Below are 24095 nucleotides of genomic sequence, written 5' to 3'. Positions count from 1 at the left end.
AATATGAAAATATTATCTCACAAGTTTCTTATACTTGATACGTTTAGGCATTAAATCTCCTCCAAGACGTTTTTTCTTATTCTCTTCATAATCTGAAAAACTTCCTTCGAAGAAATAGACTTGACTATCTCCTTCAAAAGCAAGAATATGTGTACAAATACGATCTAAGAACCAACGGTCATGACTAATTACCACAGCACATCCAGCAAAGTTTTCCAATCCTTCTTCTAAAGCTCTTAACGTATTGACGTCAAGATCGTTAGTTGGCTCATCTAAAAGTAATACATTACCTTCTTCTTTGAGTGTCATTGCAAGGTGCAAACGGTTACGTTCTCCTCCAGATAGTGTCGCCACTTTTTTATTTTGTTCGCTTCCGCTAAAATTAAAACGGCTTAGATATGCTCTAGAATTTACTTCCTTTCCTCCCATTAACACCAAGTCTTGTTCATCAGAAAAGTTCTGCCAGATTGTTTTTTCAGGATCTATATTACTGTGGCTTTGATCTACATATGCGATTTTTGCACTATCACCTACAGTAAAGGTTCCTTTATCAGAAGCTTCCTCCCCCATAATCATTTTAAAGATCGTTGTTTTACCAGCACCGTTTGGCCCTATAATTCCAACAATACCAGCTTGAGGAAGATTAAAATTCAAATCTTCATATAGTAATTTATCACCAAAAGCTTTACTCACACCAGTTGCTTCAATAACATTGGTTCCTAAACGAGGTCCGTTAGGAATGTATATTTCAAGCTTCTCATCTATTTGTTTTTGATCTTGGCTCATCAACTTATCATAGTTCTTCAAACGCGCTTTTTGCTTTGTCTGACGACCTTTTGCTCCTTGACGTACCCAATCTAGCTCACGTTCTAATGTTTTTTGACGTTTAGAAGCTGTCTTACTTTCTTGAGCCATACGTTTTGATTTTTGATCTAACCAAGAAGAGTAATTCCCTTTCCAAGGAATTCCTTCTCCTCTATCTAGCTCTAGAATCCAACCTGCGACATTATCTAAGAAATAACGATCGTGTGTTACAGCTATAACAGTCCCTTTGTATTGTGCTAAGTGATGCTCTAACCAATGTACAGACTCTGCATCCAAATGGTTAGTAGGTTCATCCAATAATAGCACATCTGGTTCCTGTAATAATAGTCTACATAAGGCTACACGGCGTTTTTCCCCTCCAGAAAGGATACCTACTTTTTGATCGCCGGGAGGTGTACGTAAAGCATCCATAGCAATTTCTAGTTTTGTATCTAACTCCCATGCACCACGAGCATCAATTTCATCTTGTAAAGTAGCTTGACGAGCCATCAACTTTTCCATCTTATCTGCATCACTATAAACCTCTTCAAGACCAAACTGATCGTTTATACTGTTGTATTCATCAAGTATAGCTACAGTTTCTGCAGCACCTTCTTTTACAATCTCTAGTACTGTTTTTTCTGGATCAAGCTTAGGTTCTTGTTCTAGATATCCTGTGGTAAATTCTTTATCAGAGGTTACTTCTCCTTGAAAATTAGTATCTAATCCTGCAATAATCTTCATTAAAGTAGACTTACCAGAACCATTTAATCCTAAGATTCCAATTTTTGCTCCATAGAAAAAGCTTAAGTATATCTTCTTTAATACGGGTGTTTGTGCGCCTGGAAATGTCTTTGAGACACCAGTCATTGAGAATATTATTTTTTTATCGTCACTCATAGTTTGTTATATTTTTGCTTTCACAAAAATTTTATTTTAGTTGATTATTTATCTTTTACTTGGATTTGCTAATTTACAAAATCCTAACGCTATTTTTGTTCAAGAACTTCACGCATTGCTTTTGCTTTAAGTAAACACTCTGCATATTCCTTCTCTGGATTTGATTTTGCAGTAATTGCTCCACCTACAGAATATGAAATATACTGATCTTCTGCATTATAAAGAATACTTCGTATAATAACATTAAAGTCAAAATCACCCTGTGGTGTAAAGTATCCTACTGCCCCACTATAAAGCCCTCTTTTGGTTTCTTCAAGTTCTTCTATAATTTTCATCGCACTTATTTTTGGAGCGCCTGTCATGCTTCCCATAGGAAATGTAGATCGTATAACATCTACTGGTGAAATCCCTACACCTATTTCTGCTGTAATGGTAGAGATCATTTGATGTACTTGTTTAAAAGGGTATATTTTACATAATTCTTCAACTTGAACACTTCCTTTTTTTGCAGTACGAGATAGATCATTACGCACAAGATCTACTATCATAATATTTTCTGATCGCTCTTTGGAGTCTTCTGATAACGCTTTCGCGAAAGCAATATCCTCCTCCTCCATTTCTCCGCGTGCAGCAGTTCCTTTTATAGGGGAACTTATAATTTTATCACCTTCTTTTTTAAGATAACGTTCTGGAGTTGCAGATAATAAGAAGTGATTTTCCATTCTTAGGAACGTAGCAAATGGTGGTGTACTTATGGTATTGAGTTGGGTATATGTTTGTAAAGGATCAATAGTGCCATATGCAAAAAATTCCTGACAGAAATTGGCTTCATAAATATCCCCCTTCTGAATATGATAAAGCATCGTTCGTACCTTCTCCTTATATGCTTCCTTATGAATTTTTAATTTAATATGAAGTGATGTATCTTCTTTGGGTAAGGGTTGTTCTAGTAACGTATTTGAAATAGCATTCCAATCATCTTCAAATTCATCATCAACCATAGGTAAATAGTGAACTTCTATTGTATTGCCTTTTAACAGGAAAAGTTTCTTAGGTTGAAAAAAATAAAGATCTGGAAATAATACCTTATCATCATTTGCACTTGAGAGTCGTTCTACATCATTTTTTAAATCGTAAGATAGATATCCAAAAATCCAATCTTTTGTCGTTTGCTGATATTCCTCTAATCTATCAAAAGCGCCAGCATAGGATGTCTTAATGCTCGTAAAAGCCTCTACGGCAAGGATAGCGTCGTAACTTTTATAATTCTGATCTATATACTCATTACTATCAAGCCATACAACTTCTTCAAATTGCTGAGACCATTGTAAAAGTTGACTTTTAACCTTTGAGATATCTTGTATAGTATAAATTTGTGCTGTACGATTCACGCTGTAAAAATAAGAAATACTGAAAGGCTTATGAATTGATTTTGAAGACTTATTTTTGTGCTATAAAAACACTAGAAATAAATTATTATGTCACAACCCAATAACCCTCTTCATGGTATAAAACTAGTTGATATTTTAGAGTTTCTTGTGACTAAATACGGTTTTGAAGAACTGAGTTATCAAATAAATATCAATTGTTTTAAAAAAGATCCGTCTATAAAATCTAGCTTAAAGTTTTTACGTAAGACACCTTGGGCTAGGCAAAAAGTAGAACAATTATATCTACAATCTATCTAAAAGAACATTTATTCTTTCCATCCCCACGGAGCTTCAGGGTTTTTTATAGGGGTAGATAAATCAAATGAAACGGTAAAAATACGTTCGGTACCTAATCGTCTTAAGTTATATGTGAATTTTGTTTTATCTACAGTAATCCACCATACATTACTAGAAGCTGCAGGAATGATAGATTGTGTATGTGGATCTGCTGGAAATACTTGTAATGAAGATTGCCCACTGTTTGTAGTCGTCCCTCCATACATCGTAATTTCATCTTCACTACCATCTTTATGACGATGATCATGTTTTAAGGTAATACGCCCTTCCTTTTTTGTGAGTACCCATGTACGAGAACGGTCATCCCCTACAAAGAATGGAATTTTAATCTCTGTATCACTACAAGATCGCACGTGCATAACTAATGATTTACCTGCAAATTGAGGATCATTCTCTGGTAATTCTAAAGTTCCTTGATACGATGTATTACATAAAGATTGTAACGAAGCCCAAAACTGATCTACTTCTGTAGCGTTTTGAGCAGTGGCAACAAATACATTACAGCTTAAAAAAAGAAGTAAAAGGATATATTTCATACCCTACTCTTTCTTCACTCGAACTGCATTCATTCCTTTCATACCTTTTTCTAGTTCAAAAGAAACAGAATCATTCTCAACAATGGTATCTATAAGACCACTTACGTGACAAAAATATTTTTCTTGATTTTGAGAATCAATTATAAATCCAAAACCTTTTGAAGAATCAAAGAAAGATACTTTTCCTTTACGAATAGGATCAAATTTTTCTTCATCTCTATCCTCTTTTTTAGGAATCCCTAAAACGATATCTTCTACATCTACTTCGATTTTATCATTTGGATCTGGAGGCGTATCTGTAAGATTACCAAAATGATCAACATAGGCAAATTGAATTCCGCCACCTTTTTCTTTAGCTTCAGCTTTACGAGCTATTTTCTTTTTTTGCTTTTCTTCACGTTTTTTTAAACGCTTTTTTTCTTTTTCTAGTTTGTTAAAGGTTTGTTGCGATTTTGCCATTATTTACATTAATAAGATTAGAAGTTAGAGTATCTATTATCAAAAGAATGAAGTATATTACTTTTCTTGGTATCGTACTAGTAGTATAGAACAAGCCCAAAACATCCTTTTAAAACAAAGATACAGATTACATTTGCTATTATCCCTTTTAATATAGGAATTCTATTAACATATCACCCATATTTTCCAAAAAAAAATAAAAAATAAGTTCTTATTCAAAAAAATGATTTTAATAAGCCATATTTATGATATCAATTTTTAGATAGTCAAAGAATTCTTGTATTTTCAATGCTTTCATTTGAATCACTATAAACCAACACACTCATATCACTATGAAAACAAAATTATTACTACTTATTTTATGTATTAGTACTAGTATCCTCTTTGCTCAAAAAACAGATCCTGTTATAGAGGGAATGATAAAAGAAGCTAATGAAAACTCTATGTTAGAAGTTTTAGGGCATGAACTTACAGACTTGATAGGTCCAAGATTAGTTGGAACTCCACAAATGCAACACGCAAATGAATGGGCTGTTGCAAAATATAACGATTGGGGAATTCCTGCACGTAATGAGAAATGGGGAGAATGGCGTGGATGGGAACGTGGTATTACACATATAGATATGATACACCCACGTATTCAAAGTCTTAGAGGAACACAACTTGCATGGAATCCAGGGACTTCTAAAGAAGGTGTAACCGCAGAACTTATTGTTTTACCTACAAATGTCAAAGATGAAGCAGATTTTAAAAAATGGCTTCCAAATGTACAAGGGAAAATAGTCTTAATCTCTATGCTACAACCTACAGGCCGTCCTGATTATAACTGGGAAGAGTTTGCTACAGATGAATCATTTACCAAAATGAAAGAAGCTCGTGATGCACAGAACAAAGCTTGGCGAGAAAACTTAAAAACAGCTGGACAGAATTCACGTACACTTCCTGCAGTATTAGAAAAAGCTGGTGCGGTAGGTATTGTAACATCTAACTGGTCTAGAGGTTTTGGTGTTAATAAAATATTTAGTGCACGTACAGAAAACATCCCTACTGTTGATCTTGAACTAGAAGATTACGGGATGTTATATAGACTTGTAAATTCTGGCCAAAAACCACAAATTAATATTGTTGCACAATCTAAAGAACTAGGCAAAGTCCCTACGTTTAATACCATTGCCGAAATTAAAGGAACAGAAAAACCAGATGAATATGTCATTCTCTCTGCACATTTTGATTCTTGGGATGGTGGTACTGGAGCAACAGATAATGGTACTGGAACGCTAGTTATGATGGAGGCAATGCGTATTTTAAAGAAGTTCTATCCAAACCCAAAAAGAACCATACTTGTAGGTCACTGGGGAAGTGAAGAGCAAGGACTTAACGGATCTAGAGCTTTTGTAGAAGATCACCCAGAGATCGTAGCTGGTGTACAAGCATCATTTAATCAAGATAATGGTACAGGTCGTGTCGTACGTTTGTCTGGAGGTGGATTTTTGTATTCATATGATTACCTTTCTAGATGGCTTAATGCTGTGCCAGATGAAATCACACAACATATAGAAACAACATTTCCAGGAACACCTGCAAGAGGCGGATCTGATTATGCCTCTTTTCAAGCTGCTGGAGCACCAGGATTTAGCTTAAGCTCTTTAAATTGGTCTTATTGGAATTATACCTGGCATACCAATCGTGACACATACGATAAAATCATTTTTGATGATGTACGTAACAATGTAATTCTGACCGCAATACTTACCTATATGGCAAGTGAAGATCCTGAAAAAACATCTAGAGTCAAGAGTGTACTTCCAGTAGATTCAAGAACAGGAGAACCACGTGAATGGCCAACCCCAAGAAGTCCTAATCGTAAAGGAGGATTGGATTAACTATATTTTATACGCTTTCGCGAAAGCGTATACTTAAAAAATTAAATATGATAACAAATTAAAATGAAAACACTTTCTAAATATAATCCTGAATTAAAAATTACAATTCCGGTTATTATAAGTTTTTTGATAATTTTAATTGTATTTATAGTTTTGATGGACCAAAATATACCCAAATACATTGTACTATTTGGAATATTGATTGTTTGTAGTATATGGATTCACAAACGTTATACTGAGTCTTATCGTTTATTTTTTAATGAAAAGCACTTCCTTTTAAAAAATAAAAATAGTGAACGAAACATAGCCTTAGAAGATATCAAAAGAGTAAAATCAATATTTAATGATATGAAAATCTTAGGATCACAAATTTATCAATATGAAATAGACTTTGAAAATGAAATAGGTGTATATGAAACTATTAACTTCTATATATCAGGTATGAATTCTTCAATATTAGAATTTAAAAATTTAGTGAAATTGAAATCACCAAATACTAACATTGAAGATTTCACCAAAAACTGAGAGAAGAAAAACATTCTATAACGTATTTTAAACAAAAAGATGTACTTTTTATAAAGTGCATCTTTTTTTATGTACTACGTATACTTCTTCCCTTTCTTAGCGCTATTAATAAAGTATACTCCAGCAAGGAGGATCACTGCAGCTATAGACGTCTGTACAGTAATAACTTCATCTAAGAAATACCAGCCTAATAGAATCGCTACTATAGGGTTTACATAAGCAGAAGTAGATACTTTCTCGGTAGAAACTTCTTTTAATAAATAATTAAAAGAGGTGAATGCTGCAATACTTCCAAAAAGAATCAAGGCAAGTACAGATAGTTGTGTTTTTAAAGTCCAATCTACTGGGTGAATCCATGATTCTCCCATAAAAAGACTTCCAAGTGCGAGCATAATTCCCGCAAGAATCATTTGATATCCAGTAGTTATAAAAAAGTTTTTAGGCATAGATGCCTGCGCTACAAATAGACTCCCTATACTCCAACTTAAAATACATGTAAAAATCATGATAATACCTAGCGTACTTCCTTCTTGAGTTTGTAGTCCGTTTTGACTCACCAATAAGTACATCCCTATCATTCCTAAAGCAATACCAATCATAGATTTTACTTTAATGGCTTTACGATGCCATAAACGCATTAAAGCAAGAATAACAAGTGGTTGTATAGAAGCTAGTAATGCTCCAAAACTACTATCTACATACTTAAGTGCCCATACAAAAACACCATTACCATATCCCAAAAAGAGAAAGCCAGCTAGTAAGCAGTTTAAAAACTCTTTTTTAGAAATTTTTAAAGAAATTCCGATACTACGAGCAATGACAAAAATGATAAGCCCAGCGCTTGAAAAGCGCATAGAAGCTAGCATAAATGGAGGAAGCTCTGTTACTGCAATTTTATTCCACAGGTAGGTTGATCCCCAAAAGATATATATGGAAAAAAAAGCAATGACTATCAAGTAGGTACGTTTACTCATAACAGTCGCCGAAGGTAACAAGATTCTTTTGATATCTTATATACTAGAAATCATAAAAGCAACATAAAAAACACTGACTTCCTTCCTCTTTTATATAGCTATTATTAGCTAGGTTTCTTAGGTGTAGTCCATATTGGTTTAGGTCTACCACCTGGATACTCATTTGACACTTCATAAAAAGTTTCTGTAAATGTACCTTCTCCTATGTCAATAACCGCAAACCCATTTAATACTCTAAGGTGTTGTGAAAGTGTTGGATTAGGTGGATTCATAGGAGTTTCTCCAAAATAAGAGATCCCTGGATTATTTTTTCCTGTTTCTTTATTAAAAAGCCCTGTCCCCTCTCCATATGGCATAGACGCGTGACCACAACAACGTAATTTTGGTTTTTCACCTTCTTTGAGTGTTATCTTAGGGAGTTTACCTTGTTCTTTAAGTTTAGGAATATCATAAACTATCCCATTATGAACATGTCCCCAATACCAAGCATCTGGAATACGTCCATCTAATGCATTAACAACTACCTGTTCCCATAATGATCCTTCATTAGATTTTGAATCTGTTAAAGCTGAACCATCATATTCTATTGGATTGTGGTGTGTCAATACCATAAATTGCTTTCCTGCTGCTCTTGCAGTTTGTTCTTTGTCTTGAAGAAATTGGACTTGATCTTGACCTCCATGTTTATTAAAAATCGCACCATCCATATACAAAAAGCTTTCATCATAGAAAGCAGAATCCAGTCCTACAATAACCCAATCTCCTATCTCTAAAGAAAAATAAGTACTTCCTTTTTGAAGTTCAAATTTGGAATTATGAATCGTTTCTTTATACAACCCATTGGCACCATCATACATCTCATGATTACTATTCATTGTGAAAAGCTTACCATTAAAATGAGATGGTAACATACCTAAAAGATTTTTACGTTCTTCTCTTCTTGTCCCCGCATAATACACATCCCCTAAGTGGATGATATAATCAGGTACTTTATCAAGAGCCATAATGCCATCAATAACTAGTTGTGCGGGGCATTCATGTACCTGACCGTCTTTATAAGTTCCTGTACCCCAATCCCCAATAATAGCTACTCTTGCTCCATCAGGAGAACTACTATTAAATGTTGTAATACATGGTTGCTTTATAAAATCATGAACCCCTTTAGGATGAAGGTATTTATACCATACATAATATACGAGGACTACAGTCCACATAGGGTCCAATTGGCAATATTTAGCAAAAGCATATAACGTTCCGTCACCCGCGACATAACCGTCCCAGATTGGGTGTGATTCTATGCTACCCTCTTTAATAGTACTTTGAGGTAGTCCAAAATCTCGTAATATTGTTGTTAACTTTTTAGGAATACTATAATTCAACATATAAAGAGATAACATGTTCTCCATATTATGAGAATATGTTCCTGTTTTATAATTATCACTTGTAAAGAAAGTTTCGCATTCTTTTAAATAGTTCCAGAAATCAGAAATATTTGTTCCGCTTGCTAAGCTTTTCTGTCCTTGTTCCCCTGTTAATTTTGAGATAAGGTCCTCAAAAACTTCATCATGTTGGTCGTCATAAAGTGTAGCGTCCATAAGTATTGATTTTTAGATCCCTAAATATCAATAATCTAAAAGAAAAAATTATAGGTGTAAATACGTGATTTAAGAAATAGAATTCTATTTTAAAATTGTATAAAATAAATATGTAAAAGAAAAGCGAACCGAAGTCCGCTAAATCTATAATTTGAATATGATTCTTTTAATAACAAATATAACATGCTCCCCATTCCCATGAGTGCCCAAAAAAGTTGCATTGCGCTTGTGTATAATTTGTTATCCTTCCTCCTGTACCTCCACATATGTTAGGTATAAAAGGTCCTAAACCTCCAGTAGTCGCTTGTAATTCAGATGTGCTTAAAACGACACCTAAACTTGAAATAGTTTTTAACATAATACATTGATTTTATGGTTAATATCACTCTCAAGTTAATTAAAATAATTGATAATCAATATGTTACGTGTTTACCGTACATGTAGTTATTACTATAATCACATGGCATTAGAACATTCCTAAAAAATCAATGATTCCTTTAGCGAGTTAGTATGTAGCTAGGTGTAGCTTTCGCGAAAGCGTAATACCACTTTTACTCTCCTCGTGATCAAACGTAATCATACCATTGATAGTCACTTCCTTTAAAACACCTGGAGAAAACTGACGATCACCAATATAAAATTTTGGTAACACAAGGTCATCTGTGTAGGTTTCTTTAAGATAGGCTCTAAAAACATACCAGTCTGGATCTGATTCTTTAATAAAAGGATGTAATTGAGGGTAAAATAGTTGGCGCTCAATACGTAAATTACGATTTGCGTCTACAGCATAGGATACAATTCCTGCAACTTTCGTACCCGCCATCTCTATATTATCTGAGTGTGGAAGTACGTTATTCTCTATACTCCAATGTATTGTATTCTTTTCTCCAAGTTGCCAACGAGTATCTTCTTGAGCTGTGACAGTTAGTACACATAAAAAGAATAGCGCATAAAGGGATGTTTTCATTTATCTAGAAATCTGTATTAATATATCAAATCAAATGAGCATACACCTATTTGATAGGTTGAAAGTAAAGATATGCTTCTTGTCTACCAAAAAATGACAAATTATACTTTTATCTTAGCTAAATAAAGTAGTTTGGAATGGTAGTAACTCAAGATGTTCTATTTCTATTTGAAAAAATAAAATTATTGATCTTTACATACATCTATGTATAGTAGATTTGTTTACTTTTTAAAGTATTCATTAAAACACAAATTAGTATGCCATTAAAGTTATTTAAAGAGTTTAAAGAGTTTGCTGTAAAAGGAAATATGATGGACATTGCCATCGGTGTGATTATAGGTGCTGCATTTAATAAAGTAATAGACGTCCTTGTAAAAGAAGTATTACTCCCTCCACTTTCTTTATTAACCGATGCTGTGAATTTTGAAGATAAAAAATGGATTTTACGCGATGAGGTTATTCAGAATGACGTTGTTACCACATCTGGTGTTGCCATAAGTTATGGTAAACTTATAGAAGTAACTGTCGATTTTTTAATTATAGGATTCACAGTCTTCATCATTGTCAAGTTAATGAATAAGTTAAAAAACAGAGCGCAAGACACAGATGATCTGGAAGTTAAAACCCCAAAAGACATAGAACTTCTTAATAAAATCAGTACTTTATTAGAGCAACAAAACGAATTAATGAATTCTAAAAAACAGGAGAAATAGTGCCTTCATTTTTGTACTTTTAAATCAAAAATTGCACTTGTAAAACAAAACTCATGATTTCTAAACATTTTATTACTCCACGTTGTCTATTTTTATGCACTTCCCTTCTATTTTTAGGTATTTCTTGCAAAACAGATACTACTAAAAAAGAAACTGAAAAACCAGAAGTTGTAGCTACCGTAAACCCAACAGAAACTGCGCTTAAAAGTTCGCTTACACTCTATGCCTCCTTTGATAAAGGACCCAATGCCGATTTTGCACTAGGTGATGCACAGTTATATTCTGTCCCATCTCGTAAAGCAAGAGATTCTGCTCAAGTTGGAATACATAAACCTGGCGTCTCCATAGCAAAAGGAGAAGGTCGTTATGGGGATGGACTTCTATATACAGAAGATAGTAAAGGTTATATATACTATCCAAGTAAGAATAACATTGTATACAATACAGAAAATTGGGGAGGCGCTATCTCTTTTTGGTTAAGTCTTGATCCTGCAACAGACCTTGATCCTGGGTATTGCGACCCTATTCAAATTACAGATGTAAGCTACAATGATGCCGCGATATGGGTAGATTTTACCAAGGAAAATCCGCGAGATTTTAGATTAGGTGTTATAGGAGATCGCGATAGCTGGAATCCTACACCGGAAGGCCCTGATAATGAAAATCCTAATTTTATAGCACAATTGCGTCCTGTGTCAAATCCTCCATTTGCAAAAGGGACGTGGACACATATCCTAATTAATTTTACAAATCTGAATACAGATCAAGGGAAGGCAGCTTTCTATATGAATGGAGAATTAAAAGGTATTAGAAAAGAGATTAAAGATCCGTTTACGTGGGATTTAGAAAAATCAAATATTTATTTAGGGCTAGGATATATCGGTCTTATGGATGAGCTATCCATCTATAATAAGCATTTGTCACAAGAAGAGATAACGACCTTATATACACTAGAAAACGGTGTGCACGATTTATTAGATTAATTTTCTAAGTACGCTTTCGCGAAAGCGTACTCCTACAGTATCAATATTATTAAACCATACCGCCATGCGATTAAAATATGCTTTTCTATGTCTCACTTTTCTAACGATTGTTTCCTGTAAAACAGAACCTGAAAAGACTGAAGAACAAAAACGTTGGGAATCTCACGTAGCCAATACGACAATTATAAGAGATGATTTTGGAGTACCCCATATCTATGGTAAAACGGATGCAGATGCTGTGTTTGGGCTACTATATGCTCAGAGTGAAGATGATTTTAATCGTGTAGAGCAAAACTATATTTGGGCAACAGGTCGTCTTGCCGAGGTTGATGGCAAAGAAGCTATTTATAGCGATGTCCGAGCTCGTTTATTTATGACGCAAGAAGAAGCCATTGCAAACTATGAACGTAGCCCTGAATGGCTTAAAAAACTTTGTATTGCTTTTGCCGATGGTATTAACTATTACTTAAAAATGCATCCAGAAGTGACGCCTAGACTACTTACTCATTTTGAACCTTGGATGCCCATGTATTTTAGTGAAGGATCTATAGGTGGTGATATAGAACGCGTTTCTACTAGAAAGCTAGAAGCAATGTATGGCTCAGGTATGGAAGTTCCACTAGAAACAGAGCTTGCTATACAAAGGGAACAGGAAATGCAGGAACCACAAGGGTCTAATGGTATTGCCATTTCGGGAGCATTGACACAATCTGGAAACCCATTATTACTTATTAATCCTCATACTTCGTTTTATTTTAGAGGTGAAGTACATGTGGTGAGTGAAGAAGGGCTCAATGCATATGGCGCCGTGACTTGGGGGCAGTTTTTTGTCTATCAAGGTTTTAATGAAAAAACAGGATGGATGCATACTTCTACGTATACAGATGTTATTGATGAATTTGTAGAAACGATAGAAAAAGATGTAAATGGAAAATTAGTGTATCGATATGGAGATGAGCATAGGCCTGTTATGCAATACGATATGACAATACCCTATAAAGATGGTGATGTAATGAAGGAAGTTATACTTCCAGCCTATCGTACGCATCACGGTCCTATTACTCAAATAAAAGATGGCAAATGGGTGGCTTCTGCTCTTATGTGGGAACCAGTAAAAGCCCTAGAGCAATCATATATTCGTAGCAAACAAGATGGGTATAAAGGGTTTAGAGAAATGATGGATATCCGTACCAACTCTTCAAATAATACCGTGTATGCAGATGCCGAAGGAAATATTGCATACTTTCATGGAAATTACATTCCAAAACGTGATGAATCCTTTGATTATACAAAACCAGTAGATGGAAGTAATCCAAAAACTGATTGGCAAGGATTACATACTGTAGATGAAGCTATCCAACTTTTAAATCCTGAAAACGGATGGTTACAAAACTGTAATTCGACGCCATTCACAGCCGCATTAGAATACAGTCCTAAAAAGGAAGATTACCCAGGATATATGTCTATAGATAGGGAGAATTTTAGAGGAGTACACGCGATCGATCTTTTAAAGAAAGGAGAAAACTATACCCTAGATAGCCTTATAGAGTTAGGGTATGATTCTTATTTACCTGGATTTGCCGTTTTGATTCCTGGACTTGTAGAAGCTTATGATAAGAACAAGGGCTCTAAAGAAATGGGGGTTATTATAGACGAACTTAAAAACTGGGATTATCGAACCTCAAAAGAGTCTAAGGCAATGACACTTGCTCATTATTATGGTACCGAATATCTTAAGACAGGAAAACGTCCTAAAAACAGCCTAACACCTATGCAACTCCTCGCCTATTTTGGTCAGGAATCTCCGCTAGAAGAACGTATAGCGATATTTCAAAAAGTGATTGACCGTTTAGAGGGTGATTTTGGAACAGCGCTTATTGCATGGGGAGAAGTTCATCGTTTCCAACGTATTAATGGTGACATCAAACAGCCATTTAATGATGACTTACCTAGTACAGCCGTGGGTCTTGCTTCTGGTCGTTGGGGTGCGCTAGCTGCTTATGGGGAGCGTTATACCAACAATACAAAGAAAATGTATGGTACTCGAGGTAATAGTTTTGTAGCTGTGGTAGAGTTTGGTGATAAAGTAAAAGCAAAAACAAGTCTTGCAGGAGGGCAAAGTGGTGATCCAGATTCTCCGCATTTTGATGATCAAATACAACCGTATGTAGATGCACAATTTAAAGAAGTAGCCTACTATAAAGAGGATGTATTAAAGCGTGCTAAAAAAACATATCATCCAGGAGAGGAGTAACAGCTCATTATCTTCCTCTTCGTATTAACGAGAAGTGACCTCTAAAGGTACGTCCGTCTGTAAAGGTAACTAGATACCAATACCCGTTTGATGGTAGAAGGTTGCCTTGATAAACACCATCCCAACCAGTATCCATACGTTGTCTTGAAAATAACACTTTCCCGAAACGATCAAAGATGATAAACTGCTCTGTGGGATTCAATGTGTTATTGGCGCCATCTACCTTCCAAGTATCATGGATTCCATCTCCATTTGGCGTAAAGAATTTTGGAAAACCTATAACCGCAACTTCCTCACTTACAATACCACATCCATTTCTATCGCGTACATATACTGTATGAAATCCTGGTGTTACATTAGTAAACTCGGGTAATTCTACAAAAGGGCCAAAAATAGAATCAAGCGCATAATCATAATCTCCTTCGCCAGAAACAGCTATCGTAATCGTATTATTTTGCACGCCATCTGTTACAATGACTTCATCTATTGTCGCAATGTTAGAGGGTTGCACTGTAATACTTCGTGTAGCAGTACAGCCTGTCGAAGCGGTTACAGTTACAGTATATACTCCCACCTCATTGATATTTAAAAAGGGGGTTATTGTTCCTATAGATGCGCCATTAAATTGCCAGCTATAACTAAACCCATTTGTATTTCCTTGCACATCACTATCGATCTGTATTGTGTTTGGAAAGTCATTGAGACAATACATTAATGATTCGTTTTCGCCTACTTCTGGAGTCCGTAAGACTTCTAGATCGACAGTGGCAATCGCATAACAATTGGTATTGCTAGTGACTCTTACAAAAAGAGTTTGTGCATTCACGCTCGTATTTGTAAAAGAAGATGGAAGACTATTGGTCTCCGTAAGAGCGTCATTCATCGATTCATAATACTGTACAATAGCGTCTGTAGCTAATTGGTTATTAAAAGAAGCAGTGATACTATTTAAATCAAAACTAGAAAATCCATCTATAGTGTCATCATCATCACACGTACTTACAGCATCTATCTGTAATGTAGTCACTGTTGTCACAATAGAGATAGTTACAGTGGCTATATTAAAACATCCAGCTTGGTTTTCTACTCTAGCATACACCGTTTCTCCAGAACTCTGATAGGCAGAAGCTGTGGTTATTGGAGATACATCAAGCATTGCATTAGACATCGTAGTAAAAAAGTCTGTTATAATAAGAGAGGTATCATTTCCAGTGACATCATCGGTACTATTAAAAAGATTAAATAGTACAATCCCATCTTGATTAACATCACACTGTTCCAGTATAGCATCAAAAACTGTAGGCGTCGCTCCTACTTCAATGATGACTTCTCCAAAAGCTTCACATCCATTTTGTAAAGTAATGATGACTTCATACAACCCAGCTTGATCCACCATGAGTGTTGGATTTGTTTCTCCAGCAAGTAGCGTTTGATCTCTAAACCACATATAATCGGTTGCAGTAAGCTCTGTAGCATCTAGAAGGATCGTATCGTTCTCACAAAGTGCATTCCCTGTGCTTAATAATCTATTAGGCCCTAAATCTGTAGAAAGTTGAAAACTTCCAGCTTCTAAAAACACGGCAGAGTCAAATCTAAAGTTCTGTTCATCGGCGATGACAAGTTTTACCTGATACACCGTATTTGGAAGAATTTCTGCAGTTGCCTCGATCACCTTTGTTTGTCCGTTAAAGTTTATAGGAACATTTGCTCCATTAAAACTCTCAAAGAAAAATTCGTTTTGAGCTTGACATCCATTAGGTATTTCTGGATGTACTGTCGTTACTTTTACTGGTGTTTGTGTATCAGGAACAACTGCTATGTTCTCATATTGTTGCTCACCTAAAGGGCGAATTAGAAAACCAAAAAGATCTGAAAATTGACACGTATTTGGGTTCCCTTCTTGATATTCTTCTGAAGCAAAAATATACCTAAAACTTACTTCTGATGCCGAAGAAGTAAACTCAAACTCAAGTATAGTTGCATTTGTGGTATTGGGTTCGTTTAAGATCGTTTCTAAATCTATATCTCCTATCCATCCAGGTGCATCATCATCACTTAGATTTGTATTAGGGCCTTGAGTGTTTTGTAATCTACCCGTACTTAATACGATTCCTTCTTCAAAAGGGAATGTCGTCCCTGTAGCATCAAAATATCCGTAACTCTCGTCATTCCCACCAAAATCACCACCCACAACGTTTGTAACTGTAATATTATCAATACAATTACTATTAATAAGAACATCTTCTATTAATTCTTGAGGAGTAAAACTCTGACTATCTACTTGGATACTTTGTCCGTAGATAAAAAGAGGAGTTAGAAAAAGGAAATATAAAATTAAGTGTTTCATTCTTTATAATAGCCTTGCAAAAATACATAATCAATGGTATGATATAATGCTTCAATTTATATTTAATGTTAAAATAAAGATTAGTTGCATATGTTATACGCTTTCGCGAAAGCGAAATAGAAACAATTCCCTATGATTCCTACAACTAATACATCTGATAATCTACTTAATTGAAAATATATGCCAGCGTTATAAAGGTTATCAACTTTATCTCAAATAAATCGTTTAGGGTGGTATATTGCAGGATATCTAAACATAGTACCTCTTGCACCCAAACAATCTCCATAGCGCATTATACGACTTTACAGCATTACAGGAATGTACTCCAGAATTAAGTGAATACGTTTTTGTAAATAAACATCAAGTAAAAACAATTGATTTTTCTGATGCAGCAGCAGTAATCGCATTAAACAAAGCATTACTTTGTCATCATTATAACATCAAAAGATGGAATCTACCTGAAGATGCTCTCTGCCCTCCTATTCCTGGTCGTGTAGATTATATACATCACTTAGCAGATCTTATATTAAACAAGAAAGTGGTTCATGGGCTTGACATAGGTGTTGGAGCAAATTGTATTTATCCTATCCTTGGGTCTCAAATTTATAAATGGAATATGGTTGGGGCAGATATTAGTGAAGATTCTGTTATCATGGCTAGACAAAATGCAACAGGAACGGTAACCGATATTGATATAAGACATCAAACGGATCCTGCATATCTATTTAAAAATATAATACAAGAAGGAGAATACTTTGATTTTACGATGTGTAACCCACCATTCTATAGTTCGGAGAAAGAGGCTCTAAAAGCTAATATGAATAAGAACAAAAACTTACAGCTCAAAACAACTGCAACTCGTAATTTTGGTGGACTAGCAAATGAATTATGGTGTAATGGCGGAGAGGCATTGTTTATAAAGAGAATGATTAAACAAAGTGTCCCTTTTAAGAAGCAAGTAGGTGTTTTTACAACATTAGTATCTAGAAATGAACACCTCCCAAAACTAATTAAACTACTTACTAAACTTAAAGCTTCACATGCTATTATAGAGATGCAGCTAGGAAATAAGAAAAGTCGAATTCTAACTTGGAAATTTAATTCCTAGAATTGATATACAAATAGCAATGTAATTTGATAGCTATATATGAATAATTTAATATACTAATTTTGTGAACCAACATTAATTAAATATATTTATATCAAGCATTTACAAACTATATTATAAGATAATATTTGATTCCAAAAACATTAAATAGCGCTCTTTTTAAAACAAATAACTATGTACTCGATGCACTAGATGCAAACTATTATGACAATGTACGTTTTGCTGTATTTAATAGAGATCAACATACGTGTCATTATTGTAAGTTCAAGGCATCTAAATTTCAAAAAATAGTAGCTATCAATGGAGCGGTTACAGATTTTGATAGTTTAATTACTACATGTATTTTTTGTCAGCAATGCTTTTCTTTAAATAGTATTAAAGACATGGGATCTGGCATTTTAATTTGGCTTCCAGAATTTGACCAAATAGAACTTAATCAATTAGCACGAATTTTATATGTAAATAGTGATTACTCTAATGATATAGGAGAAAAAGCAACATATATTATTAATCAATTTCATGAACGAAGTCAAGAATGTAAGTCTGTTATTGGTACTAATAATATTGACGATTTGGTTAAATTAATATCTGAAAAAAGTGACGATACTAATTTTCAAAAACAGCTTGAAAATGTTAGAATTTTTCCGTTAAATAGAAGAATAAAAAAAGAAGGTCCTATAGAATATAATGTATTTCCAAAAATAGTATCATACTGGAAAAAAATATTTCTCGATGTCGATGATACTACAATTCACAACGAGTTATTATTAAGAGTCGAAAGTCTATTTTTTACAGAAGACGGCTTTGCTAATTATCTTGATAACAAGACAATAAAAAATGAAGAGGGTCTAGACAAAAATGAAACTAATAATTCTGAATCATCAACTCACGCTAATTTAGCTGGGAAACTACTTGTTGATGCTGCTAGTTTTTTTATGACTTTAGGAAAAGAAAATGAAGAAATTAAAACAGAAATGATTGAAAATTCTAGTGTTTTTAAACACATGGCAGCTCTAATAGTGAATCAACCTAATGGTATCATTAATGGTAAATCCCATGCTGAGTTAGCGTCAAAATTACTAGAAGATGCAGCAACTTTCTTTGAAACTTTGGCTAAAGAAAATAAGCCCATTAGAGATCAAATGCTAGAAAATGCTAGTGTTTTTAAACAAATTGCCAAATTAGTATTACTTGATCCTAATAGTATATTAGCATAAATTAAGGGGTATACTTATTTATTAAATAGGTTGTTCAATCTTTACAGGAAGATCAGCTGCAACTGGTTCATCATCTACCATACTTACAACTCCAGACTCGTGTATTTTAAATTGAGCCTCAAACAATGCACTTGAATAATAAATCAACACTTTGGTAGCATATTCATTATTTACATCTTTTTCAGAGATTACCTTTTCATAGATTAGATTACTAATAATTTTATTTACATTCTCATTTTCAGGTAAAAACGGATCATTTAAGTCATCTAAAACATAAAAAGGTCCTTCGTCACCTCTAACGAAAAAACAAAAGAATTTTAAATAGTCCATTGCATTTGACGAATCCAACTGAATAGGAATTTCTGAATTCAAAGCATGTATTGCTGGTGATGTCCCATCCAGACGATGTAGCATCTTCCCATCTTGTAAAATAAAATACATATTTAGATTTTTAGTTTTCCAATGGTTATCTGACAATTTTATTAATAAGGCATTTTTGTACCATGATAAGCAGGTGAAATGTACACTAGTCGTATCTAAAATATCAAAGGTATAATCGAGATTATCTATGTTTAATTTTGCATCTAAAAATTCAATTAAGTTTGTATTTCCTTTAAACCAAGTATAATTTGATATGTTTCCTCTGGAAATCATCAATGCAATTTTATGCTTTTCGGGCAAATACGTTGAACTAATTGATTCATCTAAATGTTTATCGTATTTGGAGTCATCAATTTGATCAGTGAGATTTATACCATTAGTCGCTTTTTGTGAATTTATATTTTTAATGAATGAACTTGTATTTGATACTTCTATAGTATTTGACGTAGTCAGTACTTGTTTCTCTTTAATCTCTGGGAGATGCTCCCCTTCTGCTATTAATTTTTCTCTAAATATTCTTTCGGCATTATTCATGATTTTTATTTTCCCCTGATAAATATCGATCAATTTTTTTCTCTCTGACTCATTTAATCTATCGAAACAGGAGGTAGAATCAAATAAATAATTAGCAATATGAAACTGTCTATTTTTAACTGCTAAATACAATAAATTATTTTCAAAAAGAGTATCACGATCTATATCTGCCCCAGAATCAATTAATACTTTGATTATATCTAATTGTCCTGTTTGGACAGCTGCTTGAAGCGGGGTAAAATCGTTGGATTTTAGTTTAGATGGCTCAACAAAAGCGCCTTTATTAATCAATAGTGTTATTATATCTAAGTGGCCGTGATATGCTGCATAATGAATTGGTGTCCAACCTGATTTATCCTTTTCATTAAGTAAATCATTTTCAATATTTTCTAATAATGATGTTGCTATTTCTAAATTTCCAGAAAAACTGACGTAATGCAAAGGTGTAAGTCCATTTATATCCTTATACGTAAGATCATTCTCTTTTGAATTCATTAGAATTTCAAATGATACAAGATCATCATTCTCTATTGTTTTTTGCAACAAAGACACTTCATTTTTATTTACCTGTAGTATGATACTATTATCTTTTTCAAGTAAGAGATTTAATTTCTTATGAGCTTTTTTATTTATAATAGAAAAAGCTACCGACTCTCCTTTTAAATCCTTACGATTGATATTGATATTATTATTAAGTAAATAGACAAACTGATCATAACTACCATTTTTTGCTATATAACCAATAAGTGATTGTTTATTAGTTTTACAACTATTGATATTAATTTTTTTATTTATAAATAAGTTGGCAATCTCAAATTGTTCAAGTTCTATTGCTAAAAAGAATGCAGAATTTCCATTATGATTTTCTTTCAACATAATTGCATCCCCATCCTTAATATTCTCTAGTAATAACTTTGTCATTAGCACATCGTCATTTACTACAGCAAGATGAAGGCAGGTTTCGCCATCAGAAGTTAAAGCATCTATTGCTGCTCCTGAATTTAATAGTAACTCAGTTATATCTTTATATCTATAGAAAATCGATAAATGTAGTGCTGTCCACCCTTTATTAATCCAATGTTCATCATGCTCATTAAAATCTTTTTCCCAAGGATTTAAACGTAACTTTTCTTTTTCCTCTTCATTTTCAACCTCTACCTCATTGTTAGTATTTGCAATTGGTACATTAATGTTGACTCCATGAGCGATTAACAATTTTAATATACTAGTATGCCCTTTATAAGTCGCGTACTGAAAAGGGTATAAACCATTGTCAATACTAAAATCAGTCTTTGCTCCATACTTTAATAATATCTCTACAACGTGACTGTATTTACCTCTTATGGCTAAGAAAAGTGAGCGATAAATAATATTTGTATACTGATTAATGTAGTCACTATTTTTTTTAAGAAGTAACTTAACAATTTCTACATGTCCATGGCTGGAGGCTTCTATTAGTGGAGTATAGCTGGTTTGATTTTTTCTTTCAATAAGATCACAATTGTCGAGAATATATTTTACGATATCAATATGCCCTATTCTAGCAGCTAGCATTAATGTTGAGATATCACCTGCACCTACAACATTTACAGTATCCATGAAATTACTATATAACTTCACAAGTTCTGTATGTCCACGAGTGGCTGCTGCTTGTACAGGATACCATCCATCAACATCTTTGGTATTAGCATCTACACCATTTTCTAATAGAATCTTAGTCATGGCATATCTGTTTAAAAACGCAGCAACAAATAGTGACGACCTTTTTTTAAGAGGTTCAATAAGCTCAATTAATGTATCATCAGATTGTATCCACTTTTTAACAAGGTCAATAGCATTACTAGATACGGCTGCCTGAAAATGAAATGGTTCTGATTTCTCTAAACCATTAATTTTTTCTCTAGGAGAATTAAGGAAATTTAAAACCTCAATAAGAAATTCTCTTAGTTGAATATTTAAAGGTTCAGCTTTTTGATGGTGTGTTGTAGGTGCTAAAAGACTAGACCAAGCATATAAAACTTCAGGAGCTTTTATTATGATCTTTTCTTTATACTTATTTATAACTTCATGCTCATTATTTGTGTTCTTATTAAGTTCCCATTCCTTTAAAATACTTATACCATGTATTTCTTCTGTTAAACATTCAACATACTTTAGTCTATTAACCTCTTTTAATTTCCATTCTTTGGCTTCTTTCCAATATTCTAATACAGATTCGTGAACAAGTCTAATAGTATTCTTGCCCTTATTAATAGATATTAATCGATTTTTAATTAAGTTTTTGACTAAAATTTGGGTACCTAGATCTTCTGGTATTGTAATCGTTGCTAGGTCTAATTGATTTTTTTTACTAGATACATACTTTACTAATCTTCTTAAAAGATTAGTAAGTGTCTCCCCTTCAACAAATGCTGGACCAGCATTCCTTTTGGTTCTAGTAATGGCTTTTTCTCCTTGCTCATTAATAATATTTGAAAGATTAACAAGATCTCCATATTTTTCATCAGTGAGATAACGTAGTCCTTCTGATTCATTTTGGTAAGTCTCTGTAAGTTTTTGGTCTTTAGACTTATAAAGCCCATCTGTTAATATTTTATTCCGCTTAATTTTCTTACCATCATTTTGAGTCCATCGTTCATATATCTTTGTAATCGACAGTGACAAATGCGGCAGTATTTCAGTATGGAAATCATGACCTCCAGAAGCTATTAATTCTTCAATAGAGTTGTCTAATTTATTTTCTAAACTCACATGAACTTTTAAATTGACATTTTCAAATGACTTTTTGAAAATTGTAATAGCTCTTGCACTTGGAAAAAAGATTTCTTTCTTCATGTCATACCTTACTTCGGTATCCCATCTTTTTAACTCATCAGAAGAATTTTCTAATTGATTTACACGAGTGGATGGTATGGTATAAATTGTAGCAACAAATCCTGTTTTACAAGCTGTTAAGATAAAATCAAGAAATGATTTCCATAATAAACGCCCTTCATCTGTTTCTAAAATTTCTAATAACTCTTCAAATTGGTCAAGCCCAAAAACAATCTTAAATTTATTATGTCCCTTTAGATTTTTATTTAAAGTTAGTAACCAATGCTTTAGAGTATCAATCGCATTTTGTGCTACTAGTGATTGGTCAAGTTTTTCTAAAAGATGTTTCTTAAGTTTTGTTTTAGTTATGAGCTCTAATCGTAGATGTAATAAGTTAAAAAATTCAATCAATGGATTTTTAGATTCAGTCAACTTTTCATCAGTTACTAGTTCTAATGGTCTAATCACATAATGAATCCAATTTTTATCAGATTTTAAGATTCCACCAATAATTCCTGCACGCATCAAAGAAGATTTACCAGAACCACTAACACCAGATATTTGTAAAAGTGCTGGGCCATCTTTGTTGATTAGCCTTTTTTCTATATTCTTAATGAAAGTATTAATAGTTTCATCTCTTCCGAAAAATATATTATGATCTTCAACATCATAATATTCTAAATGCTTAAATGGATTTTTATATGAACTAAATAGTTGTGGTTTATTTGATATAACACCAACTGTTTCATCTAGAAAATGCTCATCTTGGTCATTTTTGGATGTTTGGTTTGTAGATTCACCAAGAAGTTTTTGATCTTGCTCATCACTTGGTAAATTAATTGTTTGAGAATTTTTAAATCCATCAACTATAAATTTTAAATCTTTAGTTATGTCAATTAATTTTTCATTAACATTACTGTCATGAGATTTCCTTTCTACATGTCGTTTTTGATCAATTAACTCCTTAATATAAATAAAAGCGTTAGTGTGACTGGCTAGATGAAATTTAAATCTTTCTGCAAATATTTCTAATTCCTCATACTTAATTAACTCAGAGTCACTAAAATTTTGGGCAACTAATTGAGGATTATTAAAATGATTTTTGAGTTGTCTTCTTATAGATTCCCGAGTATTCTTATTTGGAGACCACTCAATTAATGTTATTTCAAAGGCATCTTCTATTTGCTTTTTAATATTAGCTTTTGGCTTAATAGCACCATATATAATACTGGATGCTAAATTCAAAATTATGGTAGCAAAGAATGGTTCCAATTACTATTTTTATTTTGATTAAATATAATTAATTTAAATGAAAAATATTATAAACAACTGGATATTAGGTAGAATAAGTATAGTTCTATATTATATATAACC

At 33.4% G+C, this 24095-nt stretch carries 18 protein-coding genes; 8 read left to right on the top strand and 10 right to left on the bottom strand.

Annotation, left to right across the window (positions count from 1 at the left end):
* Positions 1 to 12 precede the first annotated feature (12 nt).
* Complete coding sequence (gene ettA, locus ABJD27_RS18245; RefSeq protein ID WP_348164994.1) at positions 13 to 1704, bottom strand: energy-dependent translational throttle protein EttA; 1692 nt, start codon at positions 1702 to 1704, stop codon at positions 13 to 15.
* 89 nt (positions 1705 to 1793) lie between these two features.
* On the bottom strand, positions 1794 to 3095 hold the full coding sequence (pabB, locus tag ABJD27_RS18240) for an aminodeoxychorismate synthase component I (protein ID WP_348164991.1): 1302 nt from the start codon (positions 3093 to 3095) through the stop codon (positions 1794 to 1796).
* Between the two features lie 87 nt (positions 3096 to 3182).
* On the opposite strand from pabB, the gene ABJD27_RS18235 reads away from it, so the two are divergent.
* Complete coding sequence (locus ABJD27_RS18235) at positions 3183 to 3392, top strand: VF530 family protein (RefSeq protein ID WP_348164988.1); 210 nt, start codon at positions 3183 to 3185, stop codon at positions 3390 to 3392.
* Between the two features lie 8 nt (positions 3393 to 3400).
* On the opposite strand, the gene ABJD27_RS18230 is transcribed toward ABJD27_RS18235, so the two are convergent.
* Together ABJD27_RS18230 and ABJD27_RS18225 are read right to left on the bottom strand one after the other, a co-directional pair.
* Positions 3401 to 3967, bottom strand: a complete 567-nt coding sequence (locus tag ABJD27_RS18230; protein ID WP_348164985.1) for a hypothetical protein — start codon at positions 3965 to 3967, stop codon at positions 3401 to 3403.
* 3 nt (positions 3968 to 3970) lie between these two features.
* Positions 3971 to 4426 (bottom strand): cold shock domain-containing protein, encoded by a 456-nt coding sequence (locus tag ABJD27_RS18225; protein ID WP_348164983.1) that lies wholly within the window; start codon positions 4424 to 4426, stop codon positions 3971 to 3973.
* A gap of 332 nt (positions 4427 to 4758) precedes the next feature.
* Between ABJD27_RS18225 and ABJD27_RS18220 the strand changes: the two genes are divergently transcribed.
* Positions 4759 to 6309: a M20/M25/M40 family metallo-hydrolase gene (locus ABJD27_RS18220; RefSeq protein ID WP_348164980.1), complete on the top strand. Its 1551-nt coding sequence runs from the start codon at positions 4759 to 4761 to the stop codon at positions 6307 to 6309.
* Between the two features lie 63 nt (positions 6310 to 6372).
* Positions 6373 to 6834: a hypothetical protein gene (locus tag ABJD27_RS18215; RefSeq protein ID WP_348164978.1), complete on the top strand. Its 462-nt coding sequence runs from the start codon at positions 6373 to 6375 to the stop codon at positions 6832 to 6834.
* Between the two features lie 74 nt (positions 6835 to 6908).
* On the opposite strand, the gene ABJD27_RS18210 is transcribed toward ABJD27_RS18215, so the two are convergent.
* The 4 genes from ABJD27_RS18210 to ABJD27_RS18195 all read right to left on the bottom strand — a co-directional run bounded on the left by ABJD27_RS18210 (position 6909) and on the right by ABJD27_RS18195 (position 10370).
* On the bottom strand, positions 6909 to 7808 hold the full coding sequence (locus ABJD27_RS18210) for an EamA family transporter (RefSeq protein ID WP_348164975.1): 900 nt from the start codon (positions 7806 to 7808) through the stop codon (positions 6909 to 6911).
* Positions 7809 to 7912: 104 nt separating this feature from the next.
* Positions 7913 to 9403 (bottom strand): metallophosphoesterase, encoded by a 1491-nt coding sequence (locus ABJD27_RS18205; protein WP_348164972.1) that lies wholly within the window; start codon positions 9401 to 9403, stop codon positions 7913 to 7915.
* A gap of 166 nt (positions 9404 to 9569) precedes the next feature.
* A complete protein-coding gene (locus ABJD27_RS18200; protein ID WP_348164969.1) occupies positions 9570 to 9761 on the bottom strand; it encodes a hypothetical protein in 192 nt (63 codons plus the stop codon).
* A 147-nt stretch (positions 9762 to 9908) separates the two neighbouring features.
* A complete protein-coding gene (locus ABJD27_RS18195; protein ID WP_348164966.1) occupies positions 9909 to 10370 on the bottom strand; it encodes a hypothetical protein in 462 nt (153 codons plus the stop codon).
* A gap of 257 nt (positions 10371 to 10627) precedes the next feature.
* Between ABJD27_RS18195 and mscL the strand changes: the two genes are divergently transcribed.
* The 3 genes from mscL (at position 10628) to ABJD27_RS18180 (ending at position 14320) form a co-directional block, all read left to right on the top strand.
* Positions 10628 to 11083: a large conductance mechanosensitive channel protein MscL gene (mscL, locus tag ABJD27_RS18190; RefSeq protein WP_348164963.1), complete on the top strand. Its 456-nt coding sequence runs from the start codon at positions 10628 to 10630 to the stop codon at positions 11081 to 11083.
* Between the two features lie 53 nt (positions 11084 to 11136).
* A complete protein-coding gene (locus ABJD27_RS18185) occupies positions 11137 to 12066 on the top strand; it encodes a LamG-like jellyroll fold domain-containing protein (protein WP_348164960.1) in 930 nt (309 codons plus the stop codon).
* Between the two features lie 64 nt (positions 12067 to 12130).
* Entirely contained in the window at positions 12131 to 14320 is a 2190-nt protein-coding gene (locus tag ABJD27_RS18180; RefSeq protein ID WP_348164957.1) for an acylase, read from the top strand.
* Positions 14321 to 14327: 7 nt separating this feature from the next.
* Here the strand turns inward: ABJD27_RS18180 and ABJD27_RS18175 are convergent, their stop codons facing one another.
* Positions 14328 to 16667: a choice-of-anchor L domain-containing protein gene (locus ABJD27_RS18175; protein ID WP_348164954.1), complete on the bottom strand. Its 2340-nt coding sequence runs from the start codon at positions 16665 to 16667 to the stop codon at positions 14328 to 14330.
* Between the two features lie 265 nt (positions 16668 to 16932).
* Here ABJD27_RS18175 and rlmF point away from each other — a divergent pair, with 265 nt between their 5' ends.
* Complete coding sequence (gene rlmF / locus ABJD27_RS18170; protein WP_348164951.1) at positions 16933 to 17775, top strand: 23S rRNA (adenine(1618)-N(6))-methyltransferase RlmF; 843 nt, start codon at positions 16933 to 16935, stop codon at positions 17773 to 17775.
* 128 nt (positions 17776 to 17903) lie between these two features.
* Positions 17904 to 18992 (top strand): hypothetical protein, encoded by a 1089-nt coding sequence (locus ABJD27_RS18165; RefSeq protein ID WP_348164948.1) that lies wholly within the window; start codon positions 17904 to 17906, stop codon positions 18990 to 18992.
* A 21-nt stretch (positions 18993 to 19013) separates the two neighbouring features.
* Here ABJD27_RS18165 and ABJD27_RS18160 read toward each other — a convergent pair whose 3' ends face one another.
* Positions 19014 to 23993 carry an ankyrin repeat domain-containing protein gene (locus ABJD27_RS18160; protein ID WP_348164945.1) on the bottom strand — a complete coding sequence of 1660 codons (4980 nt, stop codon included), beginning with the start codon at positions 23991 to 23993 and terminating at the stop codon, positions 19014 to 19016.
* Positions 23994 to 24095 lie beyond the last annotated feature (102 nt).

Origin of the sequence: Dokdonia sp., assembly GCF_039945015.1 — a bacterium.
Lineage (GTDB): Bacteria > Bacteroidota > Bacteroidia > Flavobacteriales > Flavobacteriaceae > Dokdonia.
This window is presented reverse-complemented; position numbering and strand designations above follow the sequence as displayed.

Coding starts and splice junctions, on each gene's coding strand:
- ettA (WP_348164994.1), bottom strand. CDS start 1,704: ATGAGTGACGATAAAAAAATAATATTCTCAATGACTGGTGTCTCAAAG.
- ABJD27_RS18235 (WP_348164988.1), top strand. CDS start 3,183: ATGTCACAACCCAATAACCCTCTTCATGGTATAAAACTAGTTGATATT.
- ABJD27_RS18230 (WP_348164985.1), bottom strand. CDS start 3,967: ATGAAATATATCCTTTTACTTCTTTTTTTAAGCTGTAATGTATTTGTT.
- ABJD27_RS18225 (WP_348164983.1), bottom strand. CDS start 4,426: ATGGCAAAATCGCAACAAACCTTTAACAAACTAGAAAAAGAAAAAAAG.
- ABJD27_RS18220 (WP_348164980.1), top strand. CDS start 4,759: ATGAAAACAAAATTATTACTACTTATTTTATGTATTAGTACTAGTATC.
- ABJD27_RS18215 (WP_348164978.1), top strand. CDS start 6,373: ATGAAAACACTTTCTAAATATAATCCTGAATTAAAAATTACAATTCCG.
- ABJD27_RS18210 (WP_348164975.1), bottom strand. CDS start 7,808: ATGAGTAAACGTACCTACTTGATAGTCATTGCTTTTTTTTCCATATAT.
- ABJD27_RS18205 (WP_348164972.1), bottom strand. CDS start 9,403: ATGGACGCTACACTTTATGACGACCAACATGATGAAGTTTTTGAGGAC.
- ABJD27_RS18200 (WP_348164969.1), bottom strand. CDS start 9,761: ATGTTAAAAACTATTTCAAGTTTAGGTGTCGTTTTAAGCACATCTGAA.
- ABJD27_RS18195 (WP_348164966.1), bottom strand. CDS start 10,370: ATGAAAACATCCCTTTATGCGCTATTCTTTTTATGTGTACTAACTGTC.
- mscL (WP_348164963.1), top strand. CDS start 10,628: ATGCCATTAAAGTTATTTAAAGAGTTTAAAGAGTTTGCTGTAAAAGGA.
- ABJD27_RS18185 (WP_348164960.1), top strand. CDS start 11,137: ATGATTTCTAAACATTTTATTACTCCACGTTGTCTATTTTTATGCACT.
- ABJD27_RS18180 (WP_348164957.1), top strand. CDS start 12,131: ATGCGATTAAAATATGCTTTTCTATGTCTCACTTTTCTAACGATTGTT.
- ABJD27_RS18175 (WP_348164954.1), bottom strand. CDS start 16,667: ATGAAACACTTAATTTTATATTTCCTTTTTCTAACTCCTCTTTTTATC.